Origin of the sequence: Spirulina major PCC 6313 (assembly GCF_001890765.1) — a bacterium.
Classification (GTDB): Bacteria; Cyanobacteriota; Cyanobacteriia; order Cyanobacteriales; family Spirulinaceae; genus Spirulina; species Spirulina major.
On the sequence record NZ_KV878783.1, the window covers coordinates 910,098 to 936,892 of the forward strand.

The following is a 26,795-nucleotide window of genomic DNA, read 5'->3' on the forward strand; positions in this document are numbered from 1 at the left end:
AGTGTTTCAGTCCCCTTGGCGGGGATTTTGGGTTGGCGGGTGAGTGAACATCGAGTTTTAATGAGTAGAATTACTCTGTAGTTTCAGTCCCCTTGGCGGGGATTTTGGGTTGGCGGGTCCCCATGGGGGTGATCATCACCGTGGTGAAATTTTTGTTTCAGTCCCCTTGGCGGGGATTTTGGGTTGGCGGGAACCGCATTGGTTAAGTAAGTTGGTTTTAGGAGATAGGTGTTTCAGTCCCCTTGGCGGGGATTTTGGGTTGGCGGGTTTCATTTTTTAAATCCTCATATTCAGATAGAAAGCGGTTTCAGTCCCCTTGGCGGGGATTTTGGGTTGGCGGGCTCCGCGCCCGGTAAGGCAACGGAGCAACTCAAAAAAAGTTTCAGTCCCCTTGGCGGGGATTTTGGGTTGGCGGGTGTCGGGATACACCCGCGCCCGCGCGATTGACTGCAGAGTTTCAGTCCCCTTGGCGGGGATTTTGGGTTGGCGGGAATGAGCCAGAAGCAAATGAACCCGGCAACGAAAGTTTCAGTCCCCTTGGCGGGGATTTTGGGTTGGCGGGACGGAAAACCCACAGCAGCAGCCGCAAACCGGTTTCAGTCCCCTTGGCGGGGATTTTGGGTTGGCGGGGCGGCACTGGGCAGAATAGACAAAAGGAAAACAAATGGTTTCAGTCCCCTTGGCGGGGATTTTGGGTTGGCGGGTCTGGGGGGGGGAGTAACCGGGGCGGTGGTCATCATCGGTTTCAGTCCCCTTGGCGGGGATTTTGGGTTGGCGGGCCCCCATTCCGTAATCCAGAATCGGTGAAATTGCAGTTTCAGTCCCCTTGGCGGGGATTTTGGGTTGGCGGGTTGCTGGGGCTTCAGCTTTTAAAATTTTGATCAGGTTTCAGTCCCCTTGGCGGGGATTTTGGGTTGGCGGGGGGCATCACCTTCAACGGCTCAGTAAGCGAAATCGCGTTTCAGTCCCCTTGGCGGGGATTTTGGGTTGGCGGGTTAAAGATCCATCGTGAATTGCAAAAGCTTGAAAGTTTCAGTCCCCTTGGCGGGGATTTTGGGTTGGCGGGAAGGAGAAGAAAACATTATTTAAAGCCCCCCAGAAAGTTTCAGTCCCCTTGGCGGGGATTTTGGGTTGGCGGGATGGTGACGATGACCCGGTAGAGTTGAGTGAAGAGTTTCAGTCCCCTTGGCGGGGATTTTGGGTTGGCGGGTCGGCTTCGGACTGGGTGTGGTCTATGACAGCGCTATGGGGTTTCAGTCCCCTTGGCGGGGATTTTGGGTTGGCGGGCCGATTTCCAGGGCTCGGTTGAAGTATATCTTGAAGTTTCAGTCCCCTTGGCGGGGATTTTGGGTTGGCGGGGTTGATCAGAAGGAATGCAACGAACTAAACCCAAATGTTTCAGTCCCCTTGGCGGGGATTTTGGGTTGGCGGGCACGATCCATAAATGATTGCCACCAGGGAAGAGGTTTCAGTCCCCTTGGCGGGGATTTTGGGTTGGCGGGTTCAAAAGGATTAGAGGCATAGAGCTTAAGGCCAGAATGTTTCAGTCCCCTTGGCGGGGATTTTGGGTTGGCGGGCTTAAGGGCTGCAAATTTAAGGCTTCTTACCATTGGTTTCAGTCCCCTTGGCGGGGATTTTGGGTTGGCGGGACCGGCGGCTAGAAGCCGCTCTGGGCCTGGGTCGAGATTGCTGTTCGCGCGAACCTCATTTTTTGACCCGAATTGAAAGCGTGATTTCACACTGAAACTGAGCAAAATCACAAACGTTGAAAATTGAAACTATTGAATTGTCAAGGTTCTGGGCGTTTTGCGCGAACCCCCTAGGGATTTCGACCCCGCTTTAGGTTGGCGCAAAAAATAGTCGATGCAACGAGGATATCATAAACCCTCCGAATAAAACCACGACGTTAAATGATGATCACATCCTCCTGACGCGGAACCTCCGAACCATAGGTAATCGTCCGCTGCACAGACCCCGCATCCAAGACATAGATACGCACAGAATCCTCCTGCGGCTTAATTAACTTCTCGATGCGGTGCTGAAGCGCGACAAACTGCTTCGCCGCGAGAAAACATTCAAACACACTAAATTGTGTCCACTGGCCGTAGCCCGATAGGAGCGCGTGTAGGCGGGTGCGTCGCTTGTTCGCCGCCTTCGTGCTGGGGAGGTCGTAGATGATTAGATAAAACAGCGTCGCCATAGAAACTTAGCGGAGTTGTAACGGTTTATAGGGGATATCTTCTTGGAGATGCCGGGCAAAAAGTCGCGCTTGGAGTTCGATCGCACGGCGATAGGTACATTGATAGTCAAAAACCGGGTGGGTAAAAGTTTCATTGAACTTTTGTTCGATCGCTTGGAGGAACCGACTCCGGGCCCGATCCGCCAGACGACAGGCTCCGAGGGTGGTGGTGAAATCATCGGGTTTGATTTCTTGGCGATTGATCACAGAGAGAACGAGGCGATCGCTCACCAAGGGCCGAAACTCCTCCATCAAATCCAACACCAACGCCGGCTGACCATGGTGCACCGTGTGAAGATAGCCGATATAGGGATCAAGACCCACCAGATGCACCGCCGCCATCACCTGGACTTGGAGCAAACTGTAGGCAAAACTGAGGAGCGCATTCACCGGATCTTGGGGCGGACGACGGTTGCGCCCGGTGAATTGCCAGACCGGATCAAGCATCGCTTGCCAACCGGCAAAATAATCGCGGGCGGCAATGCCTTCAATGCCCCGCACTTGGTCGATGCTGGCTTGGGACTTGATTTGGGCTTTGTGGTGACGGAGGCGATCGGCTGAGGTGGCGTGTTTGGCCAGGACAAGGGCTTGATTGTGGATTTTGGCGCGGACGATCGCTTGTACAGAGTGGAGCCGGGGAATGGGATCATGGTACAGGCCGTATTGGGCCAAACGCAGTTGGCCGTTGCGGGACTGTTGGGGCAACGCCGAGCCGAGATACTTACCAAAAGACGAAAGGTAGTGAACGGGAATCCCTAGATCGAGGGCGGTGGTGAGGGCTTCGCCGGTAATGGTGGGGTGGCCCATGAGGATGATTTGTTCGATGGTTTGGGCGGCAACGCTGCGGTTGAGCCAGGTGTCATCGGGTTGCTTGAGGGCGATCGCAAAGGCTTCGTGCTTTTTGCTGAGGATGGCATCGGGTTGCAATAGATAGAGGGTAGTCATGGGGGGTTAAGCGGGGTGGAGGTGACGGACTTCGCGGGGCAAACAGAGGGGAACGAGGCTACAGGCTTGGCATTTTTTGGGGTGGTCGATGGGGGGTGGAATCGGGCGGGTGGTGGCGGTGAGGGCGGCGGCGATCGCCTCTTCCGTGGCCTGGCGGAGTTGGGGGGTAAAGTCTACCCGTTGGCGGCGGCGGTTGCCATGGTAGAAAATCTCGCCAGCAGGAATCGCCTGGCCCGTGCGTTCTTCTAAACAGAGCGCCGCAGCGCAGAGTTGAAAGTGATCATTGAGGTGGCGGGCCATTTTGCCCTTTTTGTATTCGAGGGGGATCAGTTGGCCATGGCGGACTTCGACGGCATCGATGATCCCCCGAATTTGGAGGCGATCGCTCCACACCCAGGCCTGTTGGTGCACCACCGTTTCCCCCTCGCGGTGGTCTCCCGGCTCATTAATCGCCTCATGGAGGTATTGACCCAACAACAGATGCTCATTCTCTTGGCGTTCTCCCCAGACAAATTCGAGATAAAAACGGCGGGGGCAATATTCCCAGGCATTGAGGGCATAGAGTAACAGTTCAGCCATTCTAAAAATCTCCAACAGAGCTAAGGCCGCCTTAGGGTTGGGTGGGAGGTTGCCAGGCCACATGACCCATGCCCCACGGGGTTTTCCGACCAATGCCGACGAGGGTGGCAAAGGACGCAAGGATGGAGGCGATCGCCGCCTGCTCCGGATCGCGAAACTGGTAAATAATCCAACCCGTCGCCCCGATCTCCGTCACCCCATTGAGATACAACGGCACCGTTTTCAAGTCATAGGCCGCCACCATCCCCGACCATTCCACCGCCGGCAACTGCACCGCCGCCGGAGCAAAGGCATTCCAGCGTTGCCACAACCCCCGAAACACCACATCCGGCAACGGAAACGGCTGCACCACCCCCCCTTGCTTAAAACTCGTCGGACTAAACAACTGAAACTTCAACGCCGCACTGGGTTCCGTCGCCGCTAACCCCTCCCACGTCCCCTGATACACCGACTTCACATGGGTATCGAGGCAACAGGGCAGCTTCGTCACTGTCAACCCCTGGCCCAACTGGGCCTGTAAACCCCACAACAACGGCGCTAAAAGTTCCCCTTGCCAGAGGGAAATATAGAGATACAGGTTGCGTTTTTGCCCATCCAAGCGGGTATTGAGGCGAAAGGGCGATCGCGCCCCATTATGCAACGCTGCCGACAGATCCGGATTCGCCTGCCGTACCCAATCCAGCACCAAGGCATGACACGCCCGATTCACATCCTTTGGGAATGGATCACGAGCGGTAATCCGGATCGATAGGGTTTGCAACGGAGCCACAATCTGCTCAATCCCTCCCACCGTATAGGTTTGACCCCGCCATTGCACCGCTCCCCCCGCCAACACTTGCGCCATCATCTCTGGCAACAACAGGCCATAACCCACCGGATCAGGCAAGACCACCGCCACTTTCACCACCCCCTGGGGAGCCAGCCAAGGCAACAGGCGCGGAGTTACACCATGGGCGGGCAGCCAGTCCCCTAGGGATTGGGCGGCGGTGAGATGGGGCGCAGGCAGGAGGGTTAAATTGAGGCCGTACATCATATCGTTTTAGGGGTTATGGTGTGGAGTCGTCCACTGTGCAGTGATAGAGATCGTACTGTGCGCTCGAAGCGGCTAGGCGTAGGGGTAAAAACTGGTTGGGAATGATGCGATCGCGCCCCAACTGCGATCGTTGTCCACTAAATGGGTTAATCTTGGCAAACGTCGCCTGCGCCCCTAGATCATCCATCGGCTGCACCAACATATCCTCCATCACCGCCTCAAACCACAGCGGCGGTGTGGTTAACTGCTGGGTTTGATCCGGCAAATACTGAAAAAAACAGCCCCGCTTACCAAAATAATTCACCTGCATCAACAACGGCTCCAAAAACGCCACCGACTCCCCCTTAAAACAGATCGTCAAATCACCCGCGTAATGAATCCATTCCCGAAACACAAACCCCCCCAATAACGGCAAAATTTCGCGCTGTTTATCCGCTTTATCCGTCGTCTGATCGTAATATCGCAGCTTATACCCATTGCGATTCACCATGATTTGCTTCGGCGGTAACAGCACAATTTTCAAGGCTCGAATTTGGTTAAAAATCGGCCGAACTCCCGCCTCTAAATCATCGCAACACCCCAACCCCTCCTGTTCCAGCCAAACCCGCAGCACCGCCATCTTAATCCCATAGGGAGTCGGCACTAAGTTGGATCGCGCCGCCATACTCGTCGCATCCGATCGCTTCAATGAAAACAAACTCACAGGACGAAACTTCACCCTCAAATATTGCATAACTCACAATCCTTACTCTCTAATTACACCTGAAACAGATCACAAATAAAGTAATATAGCAATCCTCAATCAAGCGTAAACTTGAGATCTCGATTCACAAGAAGCTTAAAGCTTAAGCCCTTTGCCTGTTCATGAATTAAATAGGATTGCTATAGTTTACTATCTAAACTGTCTCATCCCTCCCAGGGTTCCACCTGCTCAATTAATGCTTTAATTTGTGACCCAAATTCTGCCATGGTCGCAAAGGGAAAGAGATGCACTGTCCCCGCACCATTAATCTGATTTAACGTCGCCGCTAAGCTCTCAATTTGTTGTTCATAACTGGGTTCTAACGCACTGATCATCGGAGCCGGACACCGTTGGCTCGTCACCGTCATCACTCCCGAAAACGCATCGGGATGGGGTAAGTGGGTATTCCGCTTCGCGCCATTGGGTTGCAGATAGGTATAGAGCAGGCTTTTGAGGAGAGCATCTAGGCGTTGCTTTCGGGCCGTTTGATCAATGCTGTAGTCAAAACTATGGGGATTATATCCAATCCGAAACGCCTCTAAATGAGCCACCGTCGCATACAGTCCAGAACTCACCTGAACATTATAGGGAGTCGGATTTTCAACCCCATACTTAGCATGAAAATAACTTTGGGTTTTAACACTGTGGGGCACTCCCACCACAGCCCCGAATTCAATCACAGAATCGCGCTTTAAAGTTTGGCCTTTCTTTTCTGTGACCATAAACCCTTCTAGATCACTCACGGTACAACGTTGTAAGATCGTGGCTGTTTTACTGACTAAATCCGCCTCTCCTTGGGTAAAAAATGGTTCGAGTTGATGCTTGACGTGATCCAAATCATAGCCAACGCGATCGGGGTTTAACTGCCTTGCCCCTACGGATAACGGTAGATCTGCCGCCACGGCCGCCCGCTGTAAATGTTCGGCTTGAATATGTTTGAGCATATCTCCTGAAATACCGTTGACTAATTTGGGTTCAGGATCATCGTTTTGAACCACATAGTACCGTCGGGTTAGGGTTTGGTTCCCTTCATTTCCTTCATTATTGAGGGCGTGAAGCTGGAGCGAGAGTAGACCACTCAGGGAAATAGAATAGGTTTTCATGGTGAATCCAGAAATAAATTAGTGCTGTAATGACCGGTCAGAAAATGTTTTGAAATTTGATGCTTGGGTGATTTTTGATGTGATCCAGAATGATCAGTGCATTAAGAATCAAGATCAGATTCTGGGTCGGAAGTCTCTAGAGAATCGAGATCTTTTTTCGTAGACCAACGTGCATAGCCGTAGGCAATGAGTAAGTTGGCGACGAGGGTTGTGTTGTGGGTTTCAAGAAGGTGAATGAGACCGTTCAGATCGTCGGTGGTGACTTGGATGCGCTTGAGCACTTGATCGGTGTTGAGATAGCGTTCTTGAAGACGCATATTTTCATGGGCATATTTGCTGATAAAATCTGCGATCGCACTCACAAATTCTGTTTTAGAACTGGCCTGACTGCTCAATAGTTGGGCTAACCCGTACTGCCGTTGCCAATCGAGTTCTAAGGTTCCAGCTTTGGTTTGAATTTTGCCAGCGTAAACCGTAGCTTGATTAATCGCTTTGGCAATGCGGAGAAAACTCGGATTTTCAACAATTGTCGTAATCTTAATATCTGCTTTGACCATGAGATTTAATCCAGAAATAGAAAATAGAGCAGGATTTCGAGCCTTGGGATTAGACCGGCGGCGGGTGTCGAAGCTGGCGAGTTGAGAGACTAAGTAGTCGGCATACTGCACCATAAATGGAAAGAATTGCCGTAGGTCGCTACTGGTAATAAAGGTACGATAGGCGAGGAGTAATTCACTGTGGCCCTCTTCCACTTTCAAGCCTTGGACAATCTGTAAATGTTCCGCAATCACCGTGAGATACCCTTGGCAATCTTCCATTGTTTGGGGCTGCATCCAGTGGGGAAGACCAAGGGAAAATAATTCTTTTACCCCATAAACTTGACCTTTACTATTAAAATGTGTGCCTTGTAATGTTCCGAGCAGTGCGGGGGGTGCAAGATGAAAGCTGAATAGTGTTGAGGTTTGGGAGAGGGTACAATATTCGAGTAATTCTTGGCAGAGTTTCAGGACTAATTCACTGTCAAAACGAGCCGAACCATGGCCCCCGCTGGGGGGATGGAGCGATCGCAGCGTTCTTAAAACTGAGCGATAGTAGGCGAGGGAAATGTCTTTGGGGGTTGCCGCTACGACCCGCCAATCATAAACCCCATCGGCGATTTTGACCCGTTCAGCGATCGCAAATTCAAAAAACCCGTTCGCAATTAACCACAGGATCAGCCAATCAGTTTTTTGGGAATCGACCTTGTTACTATCGGCTTTAATCCGGTTCACCCCTTGCACCGCATTGGGTAAATAAATCTTCACCGCGCCCACAGGCTTAGGTAGTGATTGGCCGGTGATTTTTTGATACTGTTGTGCAATCGCTAGACTCGGAAATTGAGCGGCTGGTTGATCTAATGCGGTGAATAATGCTGTCATTAATGCGCCATAATGCTCTTGACGTTGCCAACTGTCGAGCCACAGACTGTTATGGTTGCGATCGCACCGCTGCGAGGTCAGGAAAACACCATTTTGAGTCCGGGAATCAGGGGGGATCGGGTCAGATTCTGTTCCTTGCTTTGCAGATTTACGTTGGTATAATGCAGCTCGATAGATTTTTCGTTGTTCTGCTTGGGCGACAGTGTCAAAAATAACGACGGGATCTAACTCTGGCATTTTTGACCAATCCGTTTTTCCGCCACGTACTGTTAAAAATGGATGTTCATAGGGTAGGGTTTCAAGCTGATTGAGATCGAGGGGAGCGGCGAGTTTGAGTTGAAAATGAGTATGGCGATCGCAAATCTGAAGACTGCCATCACGATCGGGTAAATATCGCTCCAATAGCCGAGCAATGCCCAACATTAAAAATGTATCGGCATAGGTATTGAATTGCTTTGGGATAAAAACGTTATCCATGACCAACCTACAACGGAAAAAAGTTTGAGTTTAAACCGACAGGATTTAAACTCAATCACTGTCATGTGAGTTAAACCAAACCAGACTTAAGCTCATGCTTGAGTATAGAATTACTTGGAAGTAGGCATTTCCAATGCCAATTGTGCCACCACTTCCCTGAAGCCTTGGAGATGGATGCTGCGGCTGTGCTGTTGGTAAATCTGCAATAGCTCACGATAGAACCAAAGGGTTTCGCTGGGGGGTTGATGAAAATGCTGCCAGACCTGCAAACCATGGTGACGGAGTTGGCTCAGGAGCGATCGCCCATTGTGAAGTTTGTCGGCGAGGGATACTCGAATCACGGCAGCATCGCCCTGGTGGAGGTTGGCAAGATAGCGCAGTTTGCGATCGCGCCACGGTGGTTTCGGCAGGGTCATCGATTCGGTACACCCTTCGACGATCGCCGTCACCGTCGGGCCAAATCGCGCTAGGATGTCCTGCCTTGTGGCTTCTCCGCCTTGGTCTTCTAGGGCATCGTGAAGGAGGGCGGCGATCGCCTCCTGTTCTGTGCCGCCATCTTCAAGCACCAACGCCGCCACACTGAGTAAATGGGCCACATAGGGGGTGCGATCGGCCTTGCGGACTTGGGCTTGATGGAGATTGCAAGTATAGATTAAAGCATCGTTAAATTGGTGCGTGAGTTGAGTCATGTGTCTTCAAAAAATAGGACTAAATGCAGCGGGATAGATGCGATCACGATGAGGTGTAAATCTGGTATTCCGTTGCCACTTCTGCCGCCATAATGTGCCGGAGCGAAACGGGTAAAATCACTTCTAGATAGGGTCGCCACGCTCGCAAGCGTTGTTGAACGTTGGTGTCGTGGGTGTTCAGGTCAGAGCGGTATTCAGCGCGGTAATAGGCATCGTGGCGGGATTTTTGCGCCATGGCGGTTAACAGTGTTTCGACATTGTGGCCTGTGGCGTTTTGGTGAATTTGAGCGATCGCCTCCTCATAGGTAATCTGCGTAAAGGTGTCATGGCGCACCGTTCCGGCAATATAAGCATCATGAAACTTCCGTTCAAAGCGCAGTAACAAGCGTTGCGACGGCAAATAAAAATCAAATCCCCACGCTCGGCTCATTTGCTCTTCAACATACCCCGGCGTTGGAAGCGACCCATTCCGATGCTGGGCGTTGAGGGCTGCCGGAACCGTGGGATCTGACCAAGCCAACGGGGTGAAATCCTGAATTTTATCGAGCCGGTAATTGTACCAATGATGCTCTAGGTCGGGGTTAAAGCCGCAGAGATACACCGCCCGCCGCACATAATAGGCACAGACGGGATATACCACCGCCGTCACCGTTTGCCTAGCCCGCGCACTGCGATACGTCAGGTGAATGGGGGGGATCGGGTCATCTTGCCACACCTCCCGAAGATGCTCGTGCCATTGATCCACCGCATCCGTTGCCGCCTCAGGGACAACATAATCGAGATGGAGAAAAAACCGCGCCCCGTCTTCGGTCTGTAAGGACAGGTTGTGCATGATGGTGGCGAGGTCGGGATGGAGTTGGTCGATGGCGGGGGTGGAGGATGAGGGGGCGATCGCCACTTTTGGCCACGTCTGAACCCGCCGATAGGTCGAGCCTTCAGCGGTCAACCCCCCCAACTGCACTAAAAGTTTCAGGTCATGGGCAAGGGATCGCCGCGTTACGGCAAAGGGCCGCCGCGCGAGCACCTGCGTTAATTTTTCAGCCTCGATATGGTGTTGGGCGATCGCCCGCCATTGTTGCACCTCCGCCGCCCTCGCCCCTTGAAACAAAAGCTGGCTCGCGGTTTGAGCACAGAGGCAATCGGGATCATGGCCGAGGGGCAGCGTATCATCGCGGGGGTGGGTCGCGGTCAACAGCAGATCACGACATTGGGCATAGGTAAACGGGTCAGACGGCGATCGCCCCTCCGTGCCATAAAAAAACCTGCCCCACACCCACAACCGCACCGCCAGCAAAAAATTCTGCCGTAACGCCCCCTGGGCCAACCATTGCAACACCTCTAGCGGTGGTAATGTGTCAAAAAATATCTCAGACATTAACAAAGCCCCCCAAACCGTCTTATCTCTTAACATTGGAAGCTCATACTTCCAGCCTCCTGCTACAGTAATAGCGTCTTGTCCGGTCTTGGATCACCCAATATCGATTACTATGCCGAACATCCACCTCAGCGTCATTTCCCACACCACCCAGAATGGCATTGCGTATCAACATTTACGCTTCCAGATCGCAACCGATGATCACCTCATCGAACCCCCAGACCTGAAAGACCTCACCCTGCCCCCCGCCCTCGACTTCAGCCAAGGCGTTGTCATTGAAGGGAAAGGCCCCATTTGGCTTTACGGGCATCTTGTCCATGAATGCCATCCCGCCGCTTGGGTTGCTTGCTATGATCCACGCCTTGGAGCCGTGGTTGTGTCTGCCCATACCCGGCAAGTGCAGGTCGGACAAATCTTGGCCCTCACCTTACCCGTTGCCCCAGTTCCGTAACCGATCGCTCCAGCGCATCCCTTCCTTGTTCGCCTCCAGAGTCTGGAGACTGCACCCATGCAACGTCGTAACATTGAACTTCAAGTCATTACCTTGCCCACAACCGCAGGGTTGCCCTGTCAAACCCTGGTGATCAACCTCTTGCGCCGGGCCAAACCTGAAGACCTCGAACCCCTCGCGTTACCTCCCAATCTCGATCTTACCCAAGGGGTGCTGATCTTTGGTGCAGCCCCGATCTGGCTCTATGGTTGTTTGATTGCTCTTTGTCGATCAGCCCCCTGGATCGCCACCTATCATGTGCGCAGACATGGCGGCATCGTTGTGGCCAGCCGCATCGCCGCCCATCCCGTCGGGGCGATAATCCCCATTGAGCACGCCCCCACCCAACACCCCGCGATCCTGATTGGTGGCCCCCCCAGCAGTGGAAAAAGTGTCCTTTCGTACAGCCTCAATCGCGCTCTGATTCAGCATATCCCCCACCTCAAAACGCATCTGTTTCGCGCCAATTGGGACGGAGAGGGCAACCACACCTACGAAAGTCTCAACACCACCCGCTCTGAACAACTCCGCCGCCAGAATAATCCCAAGCTCCAACATCAACCCGATGCCCCTGAAAAAATCGCCCGCTTTTTCCAAGGACGCGGCGAAGAAGTCCCGAATCTTCGCTCGATGATGGATCTAACCCTGGTGGATATTGGCGGCCGCACGGATCGCGATCGCCTCCCCGTCGTCACCGCCTGCACCCACTCAATCATCATCAGCAGCGACCCCGAAAAAATTGGGGATTGGCGCGATCTCTGCGATCCCTATTTACAGCCCCTCGCGATTATCCACAGTGTCCAAGCATCACGGGTGGAGGTTGTGCGATCTGATCCTTACCTTGAGGTGATTGCGGGGCCGTGGGAGCGGGGCCAAGATTGTCAGGTTCCGGAGGTGTTGCGCGATCGCGTTTTATCGGTTTTATCTTAAGGTTAGTTACTCATTATTGATTGGATAATTGTTATGTATCTTGTTCTCATTGAAACGTCTGGTAATCAGCACTACATTTTTTCCACGAACCGCCTTCGCGAAAATATCGGCGCGTCGGAGTTAACCTATCAGGCGGGAACTTTGTGGGTGATTGAAGCCGTTGCTATTCAAAATAAAGAGGTGTTATTCCCAGATTGGCGTACACCAGAAAAGCTAAGGGAAATGTTGCGTAAGGATAATCCTGCTCTTGAAAGTTCAAATCGTAAAGCGGAGATTATTGTAGCAGCATCTGGTAAAGCGTTAATTTTAACCAGAAATAAAAAAACTGCGAAAGCAATTATCTCTCATGTCACTAAAACTGCTTTGATAAAAGCACCAGGACTTGACATTTCTGGCGTTTATGAAGAAATTGAAGATTGGGACAATGATTCTCTAGCGGATGCGATCAAGGCAGTTCATAAAAAGTTTGAAGAGGCGCGATCGCGCCGTTCCTCCGCAGAAAACCGTTTTCTCCGCCTCCCCATAGTCGCCAGTTGTGCCGTTAGTGGTTTACCCGCTTCTGAAATTGACTATCTAGGGAAAGAACGAAAGTTGATTTCAAAAGTTAGTGCGGTTAAGTGTGATAAAGCTCCAGATGCTCAAACAAGGCTGACAAGTTTGGATGAAAAGCTTAAAAAGCAAATTGACCAAATACTTCGTGATGAGGAATCCACCGAAGAGAAACGCTCTTGGTTAGCAATTGTTCATGCAGATGGCAATGGTTTAGGTCAAATTTTCATAAAATTTGAAGATTATATCGGAGAAGATAAAAGCAATCGTAACTACATTAACCATTACCGAGAATTTTCTTTAGCCCTTGACGAGTGTACAGAAGCCGCTTTCAAAGAAGCGTTAAACATTTTTCCAGAAGAGCCAGATTTAAAAACTGAAAAAATGATTCCAATTGTTCCCTTGATCATTGGTGGTGATGACTTAACTGTTGTCTGTGATGGTCATTATGCCCTTGAATTCACCAGAGTATTCTTACAGAAATTTGAAGAACAAACTAAAAACAAACCTGCTATTTCTAAAATCGCCGAGGAAGCATTTGGTATAGGTCGTCTTTCTGCTTGTGCAGGGGTTGCTATTGTGAAACGTCACTTTCCGTTCTCTGTTGCTTATGAACTTGCAGAGAAGCTGATTAAATCTGCCAAAGATGTCAAGCGAAAAGTCACTTGTGTTCCTATCCCAGATAAAATTCCTGAAAATCCCCCTACCCCCTTTCCTTGTTCAGCAATTGATTTTCATATTCTCTATGATACAAGCGGTGTTGATTTAAGTGATATTCGCGCTCAACTTGAGCCAGAATCTAATACTCAACTTTATAATCGTCCCTATGTGGTAAGCGAAAATCTAGAACAAGCTAATGGAAAAGATTGGGCAAAACTACATCGTTGGGAATTGCTCAGTAATCGGGTTCATGCTCTTAAAGCTGGAAAACTTCCCAGTAGCCAAAGTCATGCTTTTCGCACTACTTTATTTATCAACAAATCGGCGGCAGATTCTCAATACAAACTGATTGAACAACGTTACGACTTAACCCCATTTACTGAATCAGAGAAATCTTTATTTTATCAAAGTCAAGATATTTATAGCACATCATTCCTTGATGCTCTAGATGCAATGAATTTTTTGAAATCGGCTCAACATGAACAAAACCAAACCGAGGAAGAAGCAGAATGATTTTAACAGTTCCCGATACTTTTACCCTTCAAATCACAATGAACAGCGACTGGCATATTGGTGCGGGTTCAGGTCGTGGTGAAATTGATAGCGAAGTTCAGCGTGATGCTGATGGCTTGCCCTATATTCCCGCGAAAACCTTAAACGGAATTTTACGAGATGGCTGTGAACAGGTCGCCCTGGCACTGGGGGGAGACTGGCAGCAGTGGATTGATTTCTTATTCGGCGACCAGCCTAATCGTGCTAAGAAGGAAACAGAAAAAGAGGCAGCAGAAACCGAGCCAAGGCCCGCAGCCCTTGCTATACATTCGGCTCATCTAGATCAAACCCTACGCGATGCACTCAAGGGCAAACGGGAACTACAAAATGCAATTACCTTCATCAAACCCAGCGTTGCCATTGATCCTAAAAAAGGTTCAGCCGCTCCTCAAGCTCTCCGATTTGAAGAAGTGGCAAGAATGGATGCAGTTCTTACAGCAGAAAACTGCACTCTCAATTTTGACAATTATTCAAGCATTACAGGTGATCAGAAAAAAATAGCTTTTGCCCTCTTGATTGCCGGAACAAAAATGATTGAGCGTTTAGGGGGGAAACGTCGCCGAGGAAATGGAAATTGTAAAATTACGGTAAATAATCAAGCCCATGACTGGTTGAAATGGCTGAAAAATAATCATCAAAAAACTAGCGATCCTCCACAATGGGAAAAACCGAAACTAGCAAGTCAAAATAAATCAGATGGTGTTCATAAATCCGATTCAACTTGGTTTACTGTTCCTCTTACTATCACTACTCAATCTCCTATTGTTTTACCTAAACGAACAGTTGGGAACGTTGTGGAATGCTTGGACTATATCCCTGGTCGTTACTTTTTGGGTCACTTGCATAAAGTGTTAGGGAGTTTTATGGATGTGAGTGGTGCAATTAGTCGGGGTGAATTAGTGATAACGAATGCCACGATTAAGATTGATGAGGTTGCAGGTCGTCCGACTCCATTTTGTATTTTCAGTAAAAAACTAGAGGGTGGTTTGAGTAAAACTAAGGTTGTTAAAGTTGGAGAAGTTTATAACCGTTTTCAAGAAGCAGAACCGAAAGATGAACAAGGAAAAGACATTCAAATAAAAGGTGAGCGAAGTGGGTATGTGGGTCAGTTTGATAGTTTTTACCTTCCCTCGTATAAGACTGTCAAACTAGAAGTCAATACTCATAACACGATTCATGATGAGTCTCAGCGTCCATCTTCTGAAACGGATGGGGCTGTTTATAGCTATCAAAATATTCCAGCCGATACAACGTTTAAGGCCGAGTTGCGACTACCTCAAAGTATTAAAGAATATTTGTCATCTAAAGATAAATCTAAAGACTGGTGGAAATTGCTTCATGGTGAAATCCGAATTGGTCAATCTAAAAAAGACCAATATGGCTTAGTTAAAGTTTCAGCTAAAAAGCCCAAACAGTTTAATTCTTCTCACCAACTTCAAAACTTTTTATATGTTTGGTTTTTGTCGGATGTTTTAATGCGAGATAAGCGACTGAATCCAACAACTGATCCTGAAATTTTTCGAGAACGTTTAGAAACTGCATTAGATGTAAAGCTACACGAGCGACCACATGAGAAGCATGAGGATTTACTTTCGTTGATGATGAAACCACGCCGTACAGAGTCATGGCAGGTGCGTTGGGGTTTGCCACGTCCTTCGCTGCTGGGTTGGCAGGCGGGGAGTTGTGTTGTTTACGAAGTTGAGGGAGAGATTGATTCTAAAAAGTTGGCTGAGTTGGAAGCAAGGGGAATTGGCGATCGCCGCGCTGAAGGCTATGGACAAATCTGTTTCAATGATCCTCTTTTAATGGCAGAGCTTAAGGATAAAACTCGATCTGAGTCACCTAAGAAACTAGAGGATAAGCCTGATGTTGACTTCAAACCAATTCCTTACGATGTAACAATTTCTTACGATGAGCAACCAGCCCTACCTAAATATGCTCGGACAATTGAGATCGCAGCATGGCGGGAGGCGATTGAGAATAAGGCGTTGGCTCTTGCTGCAAATATTTCAGATCGAGAAAGAATTTTAGGCATCAAAATTGATGGGAAAGACAGCCAACCACCGATGAGTCAATTGGGTGGACTGCGATCAGCCATGCGACACTTGACTCAACAAATTTCACCCAACACAGTTACACAATGGATTGATGCGATTAAGCAAGTAGAAAACCGTAAGGATAAATGGCCTCAAGGAAGTCTTGAGACTATCCGCAGCTTAGTAAAAGACTTTGATCTGGTTTGGCGAGAGCTTGAAGATTACAATGACTTGACTATTACCGAAAATGGTAAAGCAAGGCTTGAATCTGACCTCTGGGCAGAAGCAGTGCGAACTTTAGTAGATGCTATGATTCGCGCCCACAAACGGGATTTAGAAAAAGTACAAAAAGACTCTAACAATGGGGAGGCAACATAATCATGGCACGGGCAATACATACGCGCTGGAAAATTAGCGGCACACTAACGGCTGAAACACCCATTCATGTGGGGGGTATGGGAGGTGATGCGGATACGGATCTTGCCTTAGCGGTTAATGGTCGAGGTCACTACTACATTCCTGGTACGAGTTTGGCGGGGGCTTTGCGGGGTTGGATGAGTAAACCTTTTACTAACAATGATCTTGAAAAGTTAGAACACCCAGTTAATCAAATTTGGGGGTTTCAAGACAAACAAAGTAATGGTCATGCGAGTTTCATCATTATTGATGATGCTGAGGTTACATTAACTCATAACATGACTATAGAAATTCGGGAAGGAGTAGGGATTGATCGCCACACCGGAGCCGCCGCCGATGGCTTTAAATATAGTCGTGCTATTCTTCCTAAAGGGGTTACTTTTCCTCTGAATATTACTCTCGATGGTCAAGCCAATAAAAATCCCGATGAACTCTGGAAAATTTTGCGTGCTCTAGAAGAAGGTGATATTCGTATTGGAGCAGCAAAAACGCGAGGCTTGGGGAAAATAAAGCTGAGCATCACCAGTATTCATAAGCAAAAATTTGATGCTGAGAACATTTTTGATGTTCTGCTCAGTGGTGGTCAACTGCGACAATGGGATGAGTTAAAACCTCAACAATATAATTCTCCAGATAAATTAACCTTAGATATTACTTGGAAGCCCAAAGATCCAGTTATGGTCAAAGCTGAAGGGGATGGGATTGCGGTGGATATTTTGCCTTTGGTGAGTCAGGCGACGGGAAAGACTCATTTTGTGATTCCAGGCAGTTCAATTAAAGGAGTGTTACGCGCCCATGCTGAACGCATTGTGCGAACAGTTTGTGAGTTAGAAACAAGCGATAAATTTCTTCATCAAGTCCAACTCAATCTAATTAATGAGGTATTTGGTGCTGCATCACGTAGCGAAAAAGACCCAGGAAAAATGGGTGCGCTATCGGTTGATGATTGTTATGCAACAATTGGGATGAATCCTGAAAATTGGTCGGCTGTTGAGAATGCGACCAGTATGGCGGTGGGTGAGTTTAAACCGTTAGTGAATACTGCCATTAAGAAAAAGGATGAACGCTATCAAACTTTGCAGCCTGCGATGCACGTTGCTGTCGATCGCTGGACGGGAGGGGCGGCGGAGGGAATGCTGTACAGCGTTTTAGAACCGATTGGGGTTGACTGGGGACAGATTGGCATCCATCTAGATTTAGAACGGCTTAAGAAATATGGTGAGGGTAATGTGCAGCCTGCGATCGCGCTTCTTTTCCTCGTTCTCCGCGATTTTGCTAACCGAAAAATTCCTATCGGTTACGGTACAAATCGTGGTATGGGAACCGTTGAGGTGACAGAGATGAAGCTGAACTGTAGTCCAATTGAAGGATTGGCAGGAATTGATCAAGTTCAGGCGATCACGCCCGATTTATCCAGCCTGGGTAATGGTTTACTGCGCAACTTAACTAACGCTTGGCAAGATTGGATTACTCAAAATCAGGAGGCAGCATGACTGAGACAACATCAACAATACTTTACAGTTATCGTAGCGATCAATTAGTGACGCTAGAGCAAGCAATTCAGCATTGTGGTGATGTTTTAAAGGGGGCGATCGCCCTTCTTTATTCACCCACCGAGTGCTACTTTCTCAAAGTAACCAATGAAGAATTTTATGATTCTAGTGGAAAATTCGATAATTTGAATGATGTTTTTGAAGCCAGAATATTTACAGAACATAGCGAGTTACGTTGGTTAAATCGTGATAATGGTAAAGGAAATGCTGTTTTATTATCTGAATCAAAACAATCTCTTACAGACTTCCAAGAACTAGATTCAAAACCTTGTGAAGCCTTGAATCAAAAATATTTGCTTTGGGGTGAACCGGTCAAAAAATTAGATAATCCTCCAGGCTGGAAACGATTGGCAGAAGCCCGTATTGGCAAGCTCGATATTCCACTTGACACAGAAATAACAGGACGAGTTTATCTCAAGACCTGTGAATATCTTGCTGAAGCGGATAATTATGGTAATGCTAAAGTGGATGATTATGGTAATTTTGGTGTGATTGAAGAACGATTAGTTGGGTTGGAGGTTTAGAGTACTATGTCTTACAGTGCGTTTCGCCTTGATGATATCGAGCCTCAATTGGGTTTAACCATTAAAGAGTCTTCAACTTTATTCACTGATGTACAGGTTCAGCCTGTGAGTGCTGCTCTGCAAGAGACTTTGGACTATAACTTGCCATTGGCTCTTGAAATTTCAACAGAAAAGGCGCGATCGGAGATGATTTTAGTACCAATTTTGATTGAGCTTAAAAAGATATTCAACTCTAAAATTAGTTTGTTTTCCGGACGAGAGTTTAATATTGATCCAGAGCAAGGATTAGTGGGGTTTTGTGATTTTCTGATCAGTCAGTCTGCATCACAGTTAATTATTAAAGCACCCGTAGTTGTGATTGTTGAGGCGAAAAATGACAATATTCAATCAGGTTTGGGTCAATGTATCGCAGTGATGTACGCGGCACAGATTTTCAATCAACGTCAGGGTAACGGAGTGAAGGAGGTGTATGGCAGTGTCACGACGGGAACAAACTGGAAGTTCTTACAGTTACTAGATCAAGTTGTTGAAGTTGATGTACGCGAGTACTTCTTGAATGACTTGAGTTTGATTTTGGGGGTCTTGAAGAAATTCATATCTGTCGAAAACTAGAATTGCTTTTTGGTTATGTAGTGATTGTGGAGAATTGAATTATGCCTACCGAAGTCGGACAACTTTTTATTCAGTTCAAGAAAAATAGGAAAGGAAACTTACAGAAAAAAAATGTCTCAGTTACTTTAAATGATGGTCAAATCTGCAAACTTGATAATGTTCCCGGCAAAAATCTGCCTGAAGAACAAATTTCGTGTGCTTTACTTGATCAAATTACCAATGTAGGAGAAGAAGGTAAAAAAACTTGGGCTATTGAGTGTGAATTTGACGAACAGGGGCAAATTCTCAAGCTGCGAGAGCAAGGGCAACCATGGGATCGTGAAGAGGTGGAAGTGGTAACAGTACCCCAACGCGATCGCCCCCAAGAGCGAGCTAGACAAGTTTCCCAAGATCGCTTCCATAACCCCTATAACTTTGTCCCTGCTTTACCCCGCAAAACGGATGATCCGGAATTAGGCGATCGCGCTCCTGTCGGCCATGGTTGCTACTTACCAGAGTATTGGTCAGGGCGAATTACCGTGAGGCTCACCACTGTTACGCCTCTGCTCATCCCCGATGCAGCAGAAATGACGGAAGAAAATGACCACAAGACCTATCCCGTGCGATTGGATGCGGATGGGAAGCCATATCTACCGCCAACTTCGATTAAAGGGATGTTGCGATCAGCCTATGAAGCAGTGACAAATTCTCGGTTATCGGTGTTTGAGAAACACAATGCACGATTAGCTTACCGGATGCCTGCTACGGAAGGAACTACTGCTAAACCTGCACGAGTTGAGCAACGAAAGGACGGGTTATATCTCAGAATATTAGAAGCATCGAGTTGTGTTGGAGGAGCCGCTAAACTCCCTCGATACGAACAAAGAGGACGCGCTCCAGATAAAGGAGAGCGGAGGGCTGCATTACAATATTCAGGAACAACATTGCCGCAGCATGGCGATCCCGTCCGAGTCAAACTTAATCAAGGTAAAGTAATTAATATTGAGCGTTGGGAGGATGAACACTTACTAGGTAGTGAGTGGAAACTAGGCTGGGTATGTGTCACAGGAGCAAATATTGGCGGTAAACAGAATGAACGAGTGTTTATCCAGCATGATCGTGATCCTGCTGTCAAAGTTACTCCCGGTATTACGGAACTTTGGGAAAATCTCATTGCCGATTATCAAAAAACTCACGAAAAAGACTTGAAGGAACGTGAACGTCAAGGTCAAGCCCCCAGTGCTTATCTAGGACATAAACCAGGACAAACCGCCTGGTCACGTCATGTTTACGATCCCAATCAGTGCAAACTTAAAGAGGGAATACTCTGCTACGTTGAACTCGATCAGAATTACGATCTCAATCATCTAGAGCCAGAGCCAAATGATGTTATTGCTTTACAGCCTGTCACAATTTCTCGACGACTTTATGATAAGAAGCCAGCGGATCTACTGCAAGAATCTCTACACCCTGCGGTAGATATTTCTGAATTATCTCCGGCAGATCGCGTCTTTGGCTGGGTAAATCAAAAAAATCGAGAACCGAATCAAAAAACATCTAATACTAATGCTTATAAAGGACAATTAAGAATTCATAGTGTTGAATGTAAAACGCCCACTACGCAAGCTCTAAAATCGTTTGATGGCTCTGGACTCCCTCTTGCTATTCTTGGAGAACCTAAACCAGCTCAAACTCGCTTCTATACCGCAGAAGATAAACGTGGCACACCAATTGAGAGCGGGGAAGCGAAAGAGTACGGTTATGAAACGACAGACCGGGGATTACGCGGTCGTAAAGTTTATCCTCATCATGGCGAGTTGCCTGAAGGTTATTGGAATAACCCCACAGATGATCGTGATCGAACAAACCAAGAAGTAGACGGACGTTATCAAGAATATCGCCGCCCCAGTGGTGAAAATGAGCGTAATTCTCAAAATAAATCAATCACCGGTTGGGTTGAGCCAAACACTGAATTTAACTTTGATATTGATATTATCAATTTATCGCAGGTTGAGTTAGGCGCGTTATTGTGGTTATTGAGTTTACCAGAAGACTATCATCATCGTTTAGGAGGAGGAAAGCCGTTAGGTTTTGGGAGTGTACGTCTTGAGATCGATTGTAGTGATCTACGTGAAGGTAAAGACTGGCGAGAGTTTTATCGTTCACTAACTACAGTTGATCAACCCAGCATTGATTCAGAAGAAATTATTGCTGCTTATCGTAATGCCGTTGAGTCTGCTCATAATTCTTCTTTTGATAAAGTTGAATTTATTACTGCCTTCTGTCGTTGTGCAAAAGGCTTTGAGGATGGTTTTCCTGTTCATTACCCACGACTTAATCACCAAATTGATTCAGAAGGTAAAAACTATGAATGGTTTACGAATAATGAAGCAGGTGAAAAATTGAGCTTGCCTAGTCTAGTCACAGCGAAAAGCCTACCTATAGATCCACAACTTGATGATAAATCAGATAATTCAACAGTAGCTTGGGAACGACCAAAATAATTTTCTAGCTTGTATAAAGCTACTTTTTCAAAATATTTAAAAACAAATTTTTTGGAGCATACTAACGATGATCAAAATCATTACTTTTTTAGGAGATCGTGGTCCTTTAGAAACCACTTACTTTTTTAATGGGAAGCTGTACACTGGAGGCGTATTTGCTGAAGCTCTACATAAGTTTTGCTTGTACGATACTATGCTGGTCTGTGTTACAGAAGAGGCAAAAGAAAATACTTGGCCACATCTAGAAAAATTAAATGATTCACGGATTAAGCCTATCGATATACCGATAGGAAGAAATAATGAAGAAATGTGGGAAACATTTAAGATAATTACAGAACATATTAATGAAAAAGATACTGTAATTTTTGATATCACTCATGGTTTACGGTCATTGCCCTTTCTCTCATTTTTGTTTGCAGCTTATTTAAAGACAGCCAAAAATGTAACTATCGATGCAATTTATTATGGTGCTCTAGACCTACGTGATCGAGCAACAAAGGGCCCTGCTCCTGTAATTGATCTTTCCGAATTTATTTCTATGATTGATTGGATTACAGCAACAGATCAGTTTTTACAAACAGGTGACGCTCGTAAGTTAGCTGGACTATTAAATCCCACCCATCAGTCTTCCAATGTAACTAAGAAAGCGGCAAACACACTTTCGGATATTTCTTTGGCAACCCTGTTATGTCAACCTTTTGAACTTTCTAAAACAGCCAAAAATCTTGAAAAATCTTTGTTGAAAGCTCAAAATGACTTAGAAAATAGTGTGCCACCATTTGAAATGCTAAGACAAAAAATAACAAATACATTCAATGACTTTGTTTCTGATCCAGAATCAGACATCAAAAAATCTCTGAAGTCACAATTCAAGCTTATAAAATGGTATCAAGAAAATAATCGTATTCGAGAGGCAATAACACTTTCAAGAGAATGGCTAATCACCATGGTTTCATATCGACTAAGTGTTCCCTTCACTCTTAATGTGCGTAAACGTGAGTTGATTACTAAGGCTATTTCTGGTATCGAAATGGTTGATCGTGGTGCTTTATTACCGGAAGAGTTAAATGAATATGGAAGAATAATCTTTGATTCTTGGAATAAACAAGACAAAAAAAATATCATTCAATTATGGAATGTTTTACAACCTGTACGAAATACTCTTGATCATGCAGGTCATCAAGAAGGGGCTATGTCATTAAAAACAATTGTTAAGAAAGCCGAAGATAATATCACTCCCTTACTAGATGATCTTGCCAAATCTTGGGATATAGCACTTTCTAGTTCTGAAAATAATGTTAACCCCAAACACGATCGCACTTCCTAAAGCTGTGATCGCACCCACTCCCGCACCGATCGCCGCAACGCCCGCCGACCTTGGGTGCGGTGGGATTCAATTAACTGCGGTAACTCCCGAAGGGGTAACATCGGAAAAATGGGACTACGTTCCACTTCGCCATATTGCCCGGACTGTAAGGTGTACAGCCTGAGTTCCTGCTGTTCATAACACCAAATTTCGGGAACTCCTAAGCGGGCGTAAATCGGGAAACGGGCTAAGGATTTATGGGTGAGATCGATTTCAAGAGCGAGGTCGGGAGGCGGGTCTTGATTGAGATCAAAGGTGAGTTTGCCCCGCACCAGGGCCTCATTTTGAAAGTAAAAACAGTTGTCCGGTTCAAGACCGGCTTGTTTAATTTCTCGCCGCCAAGTGGTCGAGCCATAACTTTCGTAGTCTAAATCGAGTTCATCCGCAATGTCTTTAATCGCATCTCCGATCGCATCTCGATAATATTCGTGCTCAGGGAGTGGGGTCATAATTTCTAGGGTTTCGGCACTGTACGCAATCCGGCTGGCCCGATGATCGCCTAAACAATCGAGTAAGGCTTCAAATTGTGGCCAGGTGATGGGGTGGAGGAGGACGCGATCGGCGCGGGGTTGGGTGAGCGTCATGGCGGTATTTTCGTGACCTTGGATCAGTAATAGTATGACCAATCTTGAGCAACAGTTTCAGACCCTGACGGGATTTCAACCCCGGCCCTTTCAAGCCAAAACGATCGCACATCTCCTCAAAAATACCAGCGTCATCCTCCGATCGCCCACCGGATCGGGAAAAACGGAAACCGCGATCGCCCCGTTTTTAATCGCCCAAACCGGCTCGCATCCCTTTCCCCGTCGCTTAATTTATGGGGTTCCCCTCCGGACTTTGGCTCAAAGTCTTTGCCAACGGGCCGAAGACTTGGTGGATCGCTGGTATGCTCAGCAACCGCCCGGCCGTCGTCGCCCGGTGGTGACGCTGCAAACGGGGGAAAACCCCGATGATCCTCGCTTTGAGGGGGACATTATTTTTTGCACCATTGATCAACTGTTGAGCAGTTATCTGAATATTCCCTACAGCGTTGGGCGGGGCAGTGGCAATGTCAATGCTGGCGCGATTTTAGCCGCCTATGTGGTGTTTGATGAGGTGCATTTGCTTGAACCCCAGCGATCGCTCACCACAATGATCAAACTCTTACAAGAGCGCGGCCCCGATCAGCCATTTTTGATCATGACAGCGACCATGACCCAAACCCTAATCACGACCCTCCGCCAAACGATTCAGCCCCACGATCCGGGACGGATTGTCTCGGTGGAGCCGACCCCGGCGGAATTGGTGGCGTTAACGGCGGGGCGATCGCGCACCGTTGCCCCCCTAGATTCGCCCCTCACCGCCGCCCAAATTTGGCACGATTACCAGCATCAACCTTGCCCCCGCACGCTGATTATCTGCAACACGATCGCCCTCGCCCAAACCCTCTATCAACAGTTGTGCGATCGCCAACCCGTAGCGGCGGTGACAATTACCCTGCTCCATTCGCGGTTTTTACCGGGCGATCGCACCGCCAAAGCTGCCCACCTCGAAACCCAATTTGGCCCCCACCCCACCCAGCCCCACATCCTGATCGCCACTCAAGTGATCGAAGTGGGCCTCAATATCAGTTGTGAACGCCTCTACACCCAGCTTGCCCCGATCAATACCCTGGTGCAACGGTTCGGCCGCTGTGCGCGGTTTGCCCAGGAAACGGGCCAGGTGTGGGTGTTTCGGCAGGTGGCGGCGGAGGATGTGGCCCCTGACCCTCCCAGTTTTGCCCCCTACGATCGCGATCGCTGTGAAGCCACCTGGGCCATCCTCCAAGCCCATCACCCCGATCAACCCGTGGATTTTCCCCAGGAACTCCGCTGGTTAGAGGCGGTGCATCAAACCGAAGATCACCAAGCTGCCCAAGTGCGTCAACAGAATGCCGGTGAGTTTGAGCGGCAATTTTGCCAAGCCACCCAGCAGGGCGATCGCAGCGTCATCCCCCACCTGATCCGTGCCACCGATAGCCGCCCCCTCTACAGTCTCCACGATCAACCCCTCTTTTTTGACGACATCGCTCCCACCTCCCTTAACCCCGACGAATACCACTCCTTTACCCTGCCGATCCGCACCTTGCACGGCCTCTTTGCCCAGGCCCAAGCCACCCTCACGCCCCAGGACTGGCTATTTAAGGCCATTGAACGCCCCCGTCGTTCGGAAACCTACGCCCAGCCGAGTTTAATCCCGATTCACTCCCATGACGGCCTCGCTCAGGCGGCGGCGATCGTGATTAATCCCCGCTATGTCAGTTACAGCGATGCGATCGGCCTGCGTATTGATCTCGACGGCGGCGCGGGCTACGAATCCCCCCGCCGCCCCGCTGCCCCCATCCGTGATGACTACACCTACCGGATGGATACCTATGTGGCCCATCTGGCCTGTCTAGGGCGGGCATGGCGGGAGCCGTTTGCTGTGCCGCCGGTGGTGTATGGTTCGGTGCGATCGGCGGTGTTGGGGTTGGGGGGACGGGTGGTGCAGCGGTTTTGGTTGCCGAGGGTGGATGGGGCGATCGCGGCTGAGGTGTTTGAAAGTTTGGTGTATCTGGCGATTTGGGGCCATGATTTGGGCAAGTTACAAACAAGCTGGCAGCACGTGATGCGAGGTTGGCAAACCCAAGCCCATCAAGAGTTTCAGGGGCGATCGCCCCGCGATCATCTTTTGGCCCACACGGATTATGATCCCCAGGTTCCGGGTCAACGGCAGGCGCTGCGGGACTATGAACGCCGTCACAAGCGGCCTAATCATGCGGTGGAAAGTGCGTTTTTGTTTGCGATCGCGTTTTCGGCGGCGATCGCGCCCCGGTTTTCGGCTCAGTTCGGGATGACTGCCGCGACGCTACAGGATTTGGGTCAGGTGGTGTTGTTGGCGATCGCGCGTCATCATTCGGCCTGGGCCCAAGGATGGCGGTTAAAGGATTGCCCGCCGGGGTCGTCGTTACAACTCCACCCCAGGGCACAGGCTGCGATCGCGCGTAGTTGGCAGATTCAAGAACCATTTCTCCCGGTGTGGTTGCGGGGTGCTGCCCCCCAATTGGCCGCAGTGTATCCCCGGCAGCCGTTGCCGTTGGCTCAATTCCCGTTGGCGCGATCGGAGTTTCGTCTCCTGTACGCTTTGGTGGTGCGGGGGTTACGGCTTGCGGATTCGCGATCGGTTCAGCTTTTTTAATTCAATTGCTCTGGACAGGTGGGGGGTGGTCTTCTATGATGGGTGCATCACCAGTTTTTTGCGCCAACCTAAAGCGGGGTCGAAAACCCTAGGGGGTTCGTGCAAAACGCCCAGAACCTTGACAATTCAATAGTTTCAATTTTCAACGTTTGTGATTTTGCTCAGTTTCAGTGTGAAATCACGTTCTCAAATCGGGTCAAAAAATGAGGTTCGCGCAAACAGCGATCTCGACCCAGGCCCAGAGCGGCTTCTAGCCGCCGGACCCGCCAACCCAAAATCCCCGCCAAGGGGACTGAAACATGCGATTAGTGAGGGTTTAGACGGGCAAAACCAACCCGCCAACCCAAAATCCCCGCCAAGGGGACTGAAACCAGTTTTGCCGGTTCCCATTGGGGCATCTAACACGACCCGCCAACCCAAAATCCCCGCCAAGGGGACTGAAACCAGGGCGGGGCGGTTCCGCCGGGGTCGTTTGCCTGCGACCCGCCAACCCAAAATCCCCGCCAAGGGGACTGAAACCATTGATGAAGTAGCCCGTCGGTTTAAGATTCTGGCCCGCCAACCCAAAATCCCCGCCAAGGGGACTGAAACCAATGATGGTGACTCGAATCCCATCTTTATCTTCAACCCGCCAACCCAAAATCCCCGCCAAGGGGACTGAAACTTACCTCATAGGGACAGTCTGCATTATGGTTAAGACCCGCCAACCCAAAATCCCCGCCAAGGGGACTGAAACGTTTTTTGGCTAATGAGATTGAATCGTTCACTCAGGCCCGCCAACCCAAAATCCCCGCCAAGGGGACTGAAACATCAAAGGTCGGGAAAGCG

At 48.7% G+C, this 26,795-nt stretch carries 20 protein-coding genes and 2 CRISPR repeat arrays (1 of these 22 only partly in view); of the genes, 10 read left to right on the top strand and 10 right to left on the bottom strand.

Annotation, left to right across the window (positions count from 1 at the left end; translation table 11 throughout):
- Positions 1–3 precede the first annotated feature (3 nt).
- A CRISPR array of direct repeats spans positions 4–1,649; the repeat unit is 37 nt; unit sequence GTTTCAGTCCCCTTGGCGGGGATTTTGGGTTGGCGGG.
- A gap of 257 nt (positions 1,650–1,906) precedes the next feature.
- The 9 genes from cas2 to SPI6313_RS04120 all read right to left on the bottom strand — a co-directional run bounded on the left by cas2 (position 1,907) and on the right by SPI6313_RS04120 (position 10,600).
- A complete protein-coding gene (gene cas2 / locus SPI6313_RS04080) occupies positions 1,907–2,200 on the bottom strand; it encodes a CRISPR-associated endonuclease Cas2 (protein ID WP_072619845.1) in 294 nt (97 codons plus the stop codon).
- Positions 2,201–2,206: 6 nt separating this feature from the next.
- Positions 2,207–3,184: a CRISPR-associated endonuclease Cas1 gene (gene cas1, locus SPI6313_RS04085; RefSeq protein WP_072619846.1), complete on the bottom strand. Its 978-nt coding sequence runs from the start codon at positions 3,182–3,184 to the stop codon at positions 2,207–2,209.
- 6 nt (positions 3,185–3,190) lie between these two features.
- A complete protein-coding gene (gene cas4, locus SPI6313_RS04090; protein WP_072619847.1) occupies positions 3,191–3,763 on the bottom strand; it encodes a CRISPR-associated protein Cas4 in 573 nt (190 codons plus the stop codon).
- A 31-nt stretch (positions 3,764–3,794) separates the two neighbouring features.
- Positions 3,795–4,796, bottom strand: coding sequence for a CRISPR system precrRNA processing endoribonuclease RAMP protein Cas6 (cas6, locus tag SPI6313_RS04095; protein ID WP_084668886.1), 1,002 nt, complete (start codon positions 4,794–4,796; stop codon positions 3,795–3,797).
- Between the two features lie 13 nt (positions 4,797–4,809).
- Entirely contained in the window at positions 4,810–5,499 is a 690-nt protein-coding gene (locus SPI6313_RS04100) for a hypothetical protein (protein ID WP_217650498.1), read from the bottom strand.
- A gap of 203 nt (positions 5,500–5,702) precedes the next feature.
- A complete protein-coding gene (locus SPI6313_RS04105) occupies positions 5,703–6,641 on the bottom strand; it encodes a DevR family CRISPR-associated autoregulator (protein ID WP_072619849.1) in 939 nt (312 codons plus the stop codon).
- 101 nt (positions 6,642–6,742) lie between these two features.
- Positions 6,743–8,536 (bottom strand): RNA-dependent RNA polymerase family protein, encoded by a 1,794-nt coding sequence (locus SPI6313_RS04110; RefSeq protein ID WP_072619850.1) that lies wholly within the window; start codon positions 8,534–8,536, stop codon positions 6,743–6,745.
- Positions 8,537–8,646: 110 nt separating this feature from the next.
- The gene (locus tag SPI6313_RS04115; RefSeq protein WP_072619851.1) at positions 8,647–9,225 is read right to left on the bottom strand and encodes an HD domain-containing protein; all 579 of its coding nucleotides are present in this window, start codon (positions 9,223–9,225) and stop codon (positions 8,647–8,649) included.
- Positions 9,226–9,268: 43 nt separating this feature from the next.
- Positions 9,269–10,600, bottom strand: a complete 1,332-nt coding sequence (locus SPI6313_RS04120; protein WP_072619852.1) for a TIGR03985 family CRISPR-associated protein — start codon at positions 10,598–10,600, stop codon at positions 9,269–9,271.
- Between the two features lie 112 nt (positions 10,601–10,712).
- Here SPI6313_RS04120 and crn3 point away from each other — a divergent pair, with 112 nt between their 5' ends.
- From crn3 to csx2, 9 genes are all read left to right on the top strand, one after another.
- A complete protein-coding gene (gene crn3, locus SPI6313_RS04125) occupies positions 10,713–11,051 on the top strand; it encodes a CRISPR-associated ring nuclease Crn3/Csx3 (protein WP_072619853.1) in 339 nt (112 codons plus the stop codon).
- Positions 11,052–11,108: 57 nt separating this feature from the next.
- A complete protein-coding gene (locus tag SPI6313_RS04130) occupies positions 11,109–12,020 on the top strand; it encodes a CRISPR-associated protein Csx3 (RefSeq protein ID WP_072619854.1) in 912 nt (303 codons plus the stop codon).
- A gap of 33 nt (positions 12,021–12,053) precedes the next feature.
- Positions 12,054–13,742, top strand: coding sequence for a Cas10/Cmr2 second palm domain-containing protein (locus SPI6313_RS04135; protein ID WP_072619855.1), 1,689 nt, complete (start codon positions 12,054–12,056; stop codon positions 13,740–13,742).
- Positions 13,739–16,195 carry an RAMP superfamily CRISPR-associated protein gene (locus tag SPI6313_RS04140; protein WP_072619856.1) on the top strand — a complete coding sequence of 819 codons (2,457 nt, stop codon included), beginning with the start codon at positions 13,739–13,741 and terminating at the stop codon, positions 16,193–16,195. Before SPI6313_RS04135 ends, SPI6313_RS04140 begins: the two co-directional genes overlap by 4 nt.
- Positions 16,196–16,197: 2 nt before the next feature.
- Positions 16,198–17,727, top strand: coding sequence for an RAMP superfamily CRISPR-associated protein (locus SPI6313_RS04145; RefSeq protein WP_072619857.1), 1,530 nt, complete (start codon positions 16,198–16,200; stop codon positions 17,725–17,727).
- The gene (csx19, locus tag SPI6313_RS04150; RefSeq protein WP_072619858.1) at positions 17,724–18,311 is read left to right on the top strand and encodes a type III-D CRISPR-associated protein Csx19; all 588 of its coding nucleotides are present in this window, start codon (positions 17,724–17,726) and stop codon (positions 18,309–18,311) included. The genes SPI6313_RS04145 and csx19 overlap by 4 nt, the downstream gene beginning before the upstream one ends.
- A 6-nt stretch (positions 18,312–18,317) precedes the next feature.
- Positions 18,318–18,923: a hypothetical protein gene (locus SPI6313_RS04155; RefSeq protein ID WP_072619859.1), complete on the top strand. Its 606-nt coding sequence runs from the start codon at positions 18,318–18,320 to the stop codon at positions 18,921–18,923.
- A 41-nt stretch (positions 18,924–18,964) separates the two neighbouring features.
- Positions 18,965–21,406, top strand: a complete 2,442-nt coding sequence (locus SPI6313_RS04160) for a TIGR03986 family type III CRISPR-associated RAMP protein (protein WP_072619860.1) — start codon at positions 18,965–18,967, stop codon at positions 21,404–21,406.
- Between the two features lie 67 nt (positions 21,407–21,473).
- Complete coding sequence (gene csx2 / locus SPI6313_RS04165; RefSeq protein WP_072619861.1) at positions 21,474–22,733, top strand: TIGR02221 family CRISPR-associated protein; 1,260 nt, start codon at positions 21,474–21,476, stop codon at positions 22,731–22,733.
- Here the strand turns inward: csx2 and SPI6313_RS04170 are convergent.
- Positions 22,730–23,356: a Uma2 family endonuclease gene (locus SPI6313_RS04170; RefSeq protein ID WP_072619862.1), complete on the bottom strand. Its 627-nt coding sequence runs from the start codon at positions 23,354–23,356 to the stop codon at positions 22,730–22,732. The two genes, csx2 and SPI6313_RS04170, sit on opposite strands and share 4 nt — an antisense overlap.
- 34 nt (positions 23,357–23,390) lie before the next feature.
- On the opposite strand from SPI6313_RS04170, the gene cas3 reads away from it, so the two are divergent.
- On the top strand, positions 23,391–25,967 hold the full coding sequence (gene cas3, locus SPI6313_RS04175) for a CRISPR-associated helicase Cas3' (RefSeq protein ID WP_072619863.1): 2,577 nt from the start codon (positions 23,391–23,393) through the stop codon (positions 25,965–25,967).
- 262 nt (positions 25,968–26,229) lie between these two features.
- A CRISPR array of direct repeats spans positions 26,230–26,795; the repeat unit is 37 nt; unit sequence CCCGCCAACCCAAAATCCCCGCCAAGGGGACTGAAAC; it runs 2,557 nt beyond the window's last position.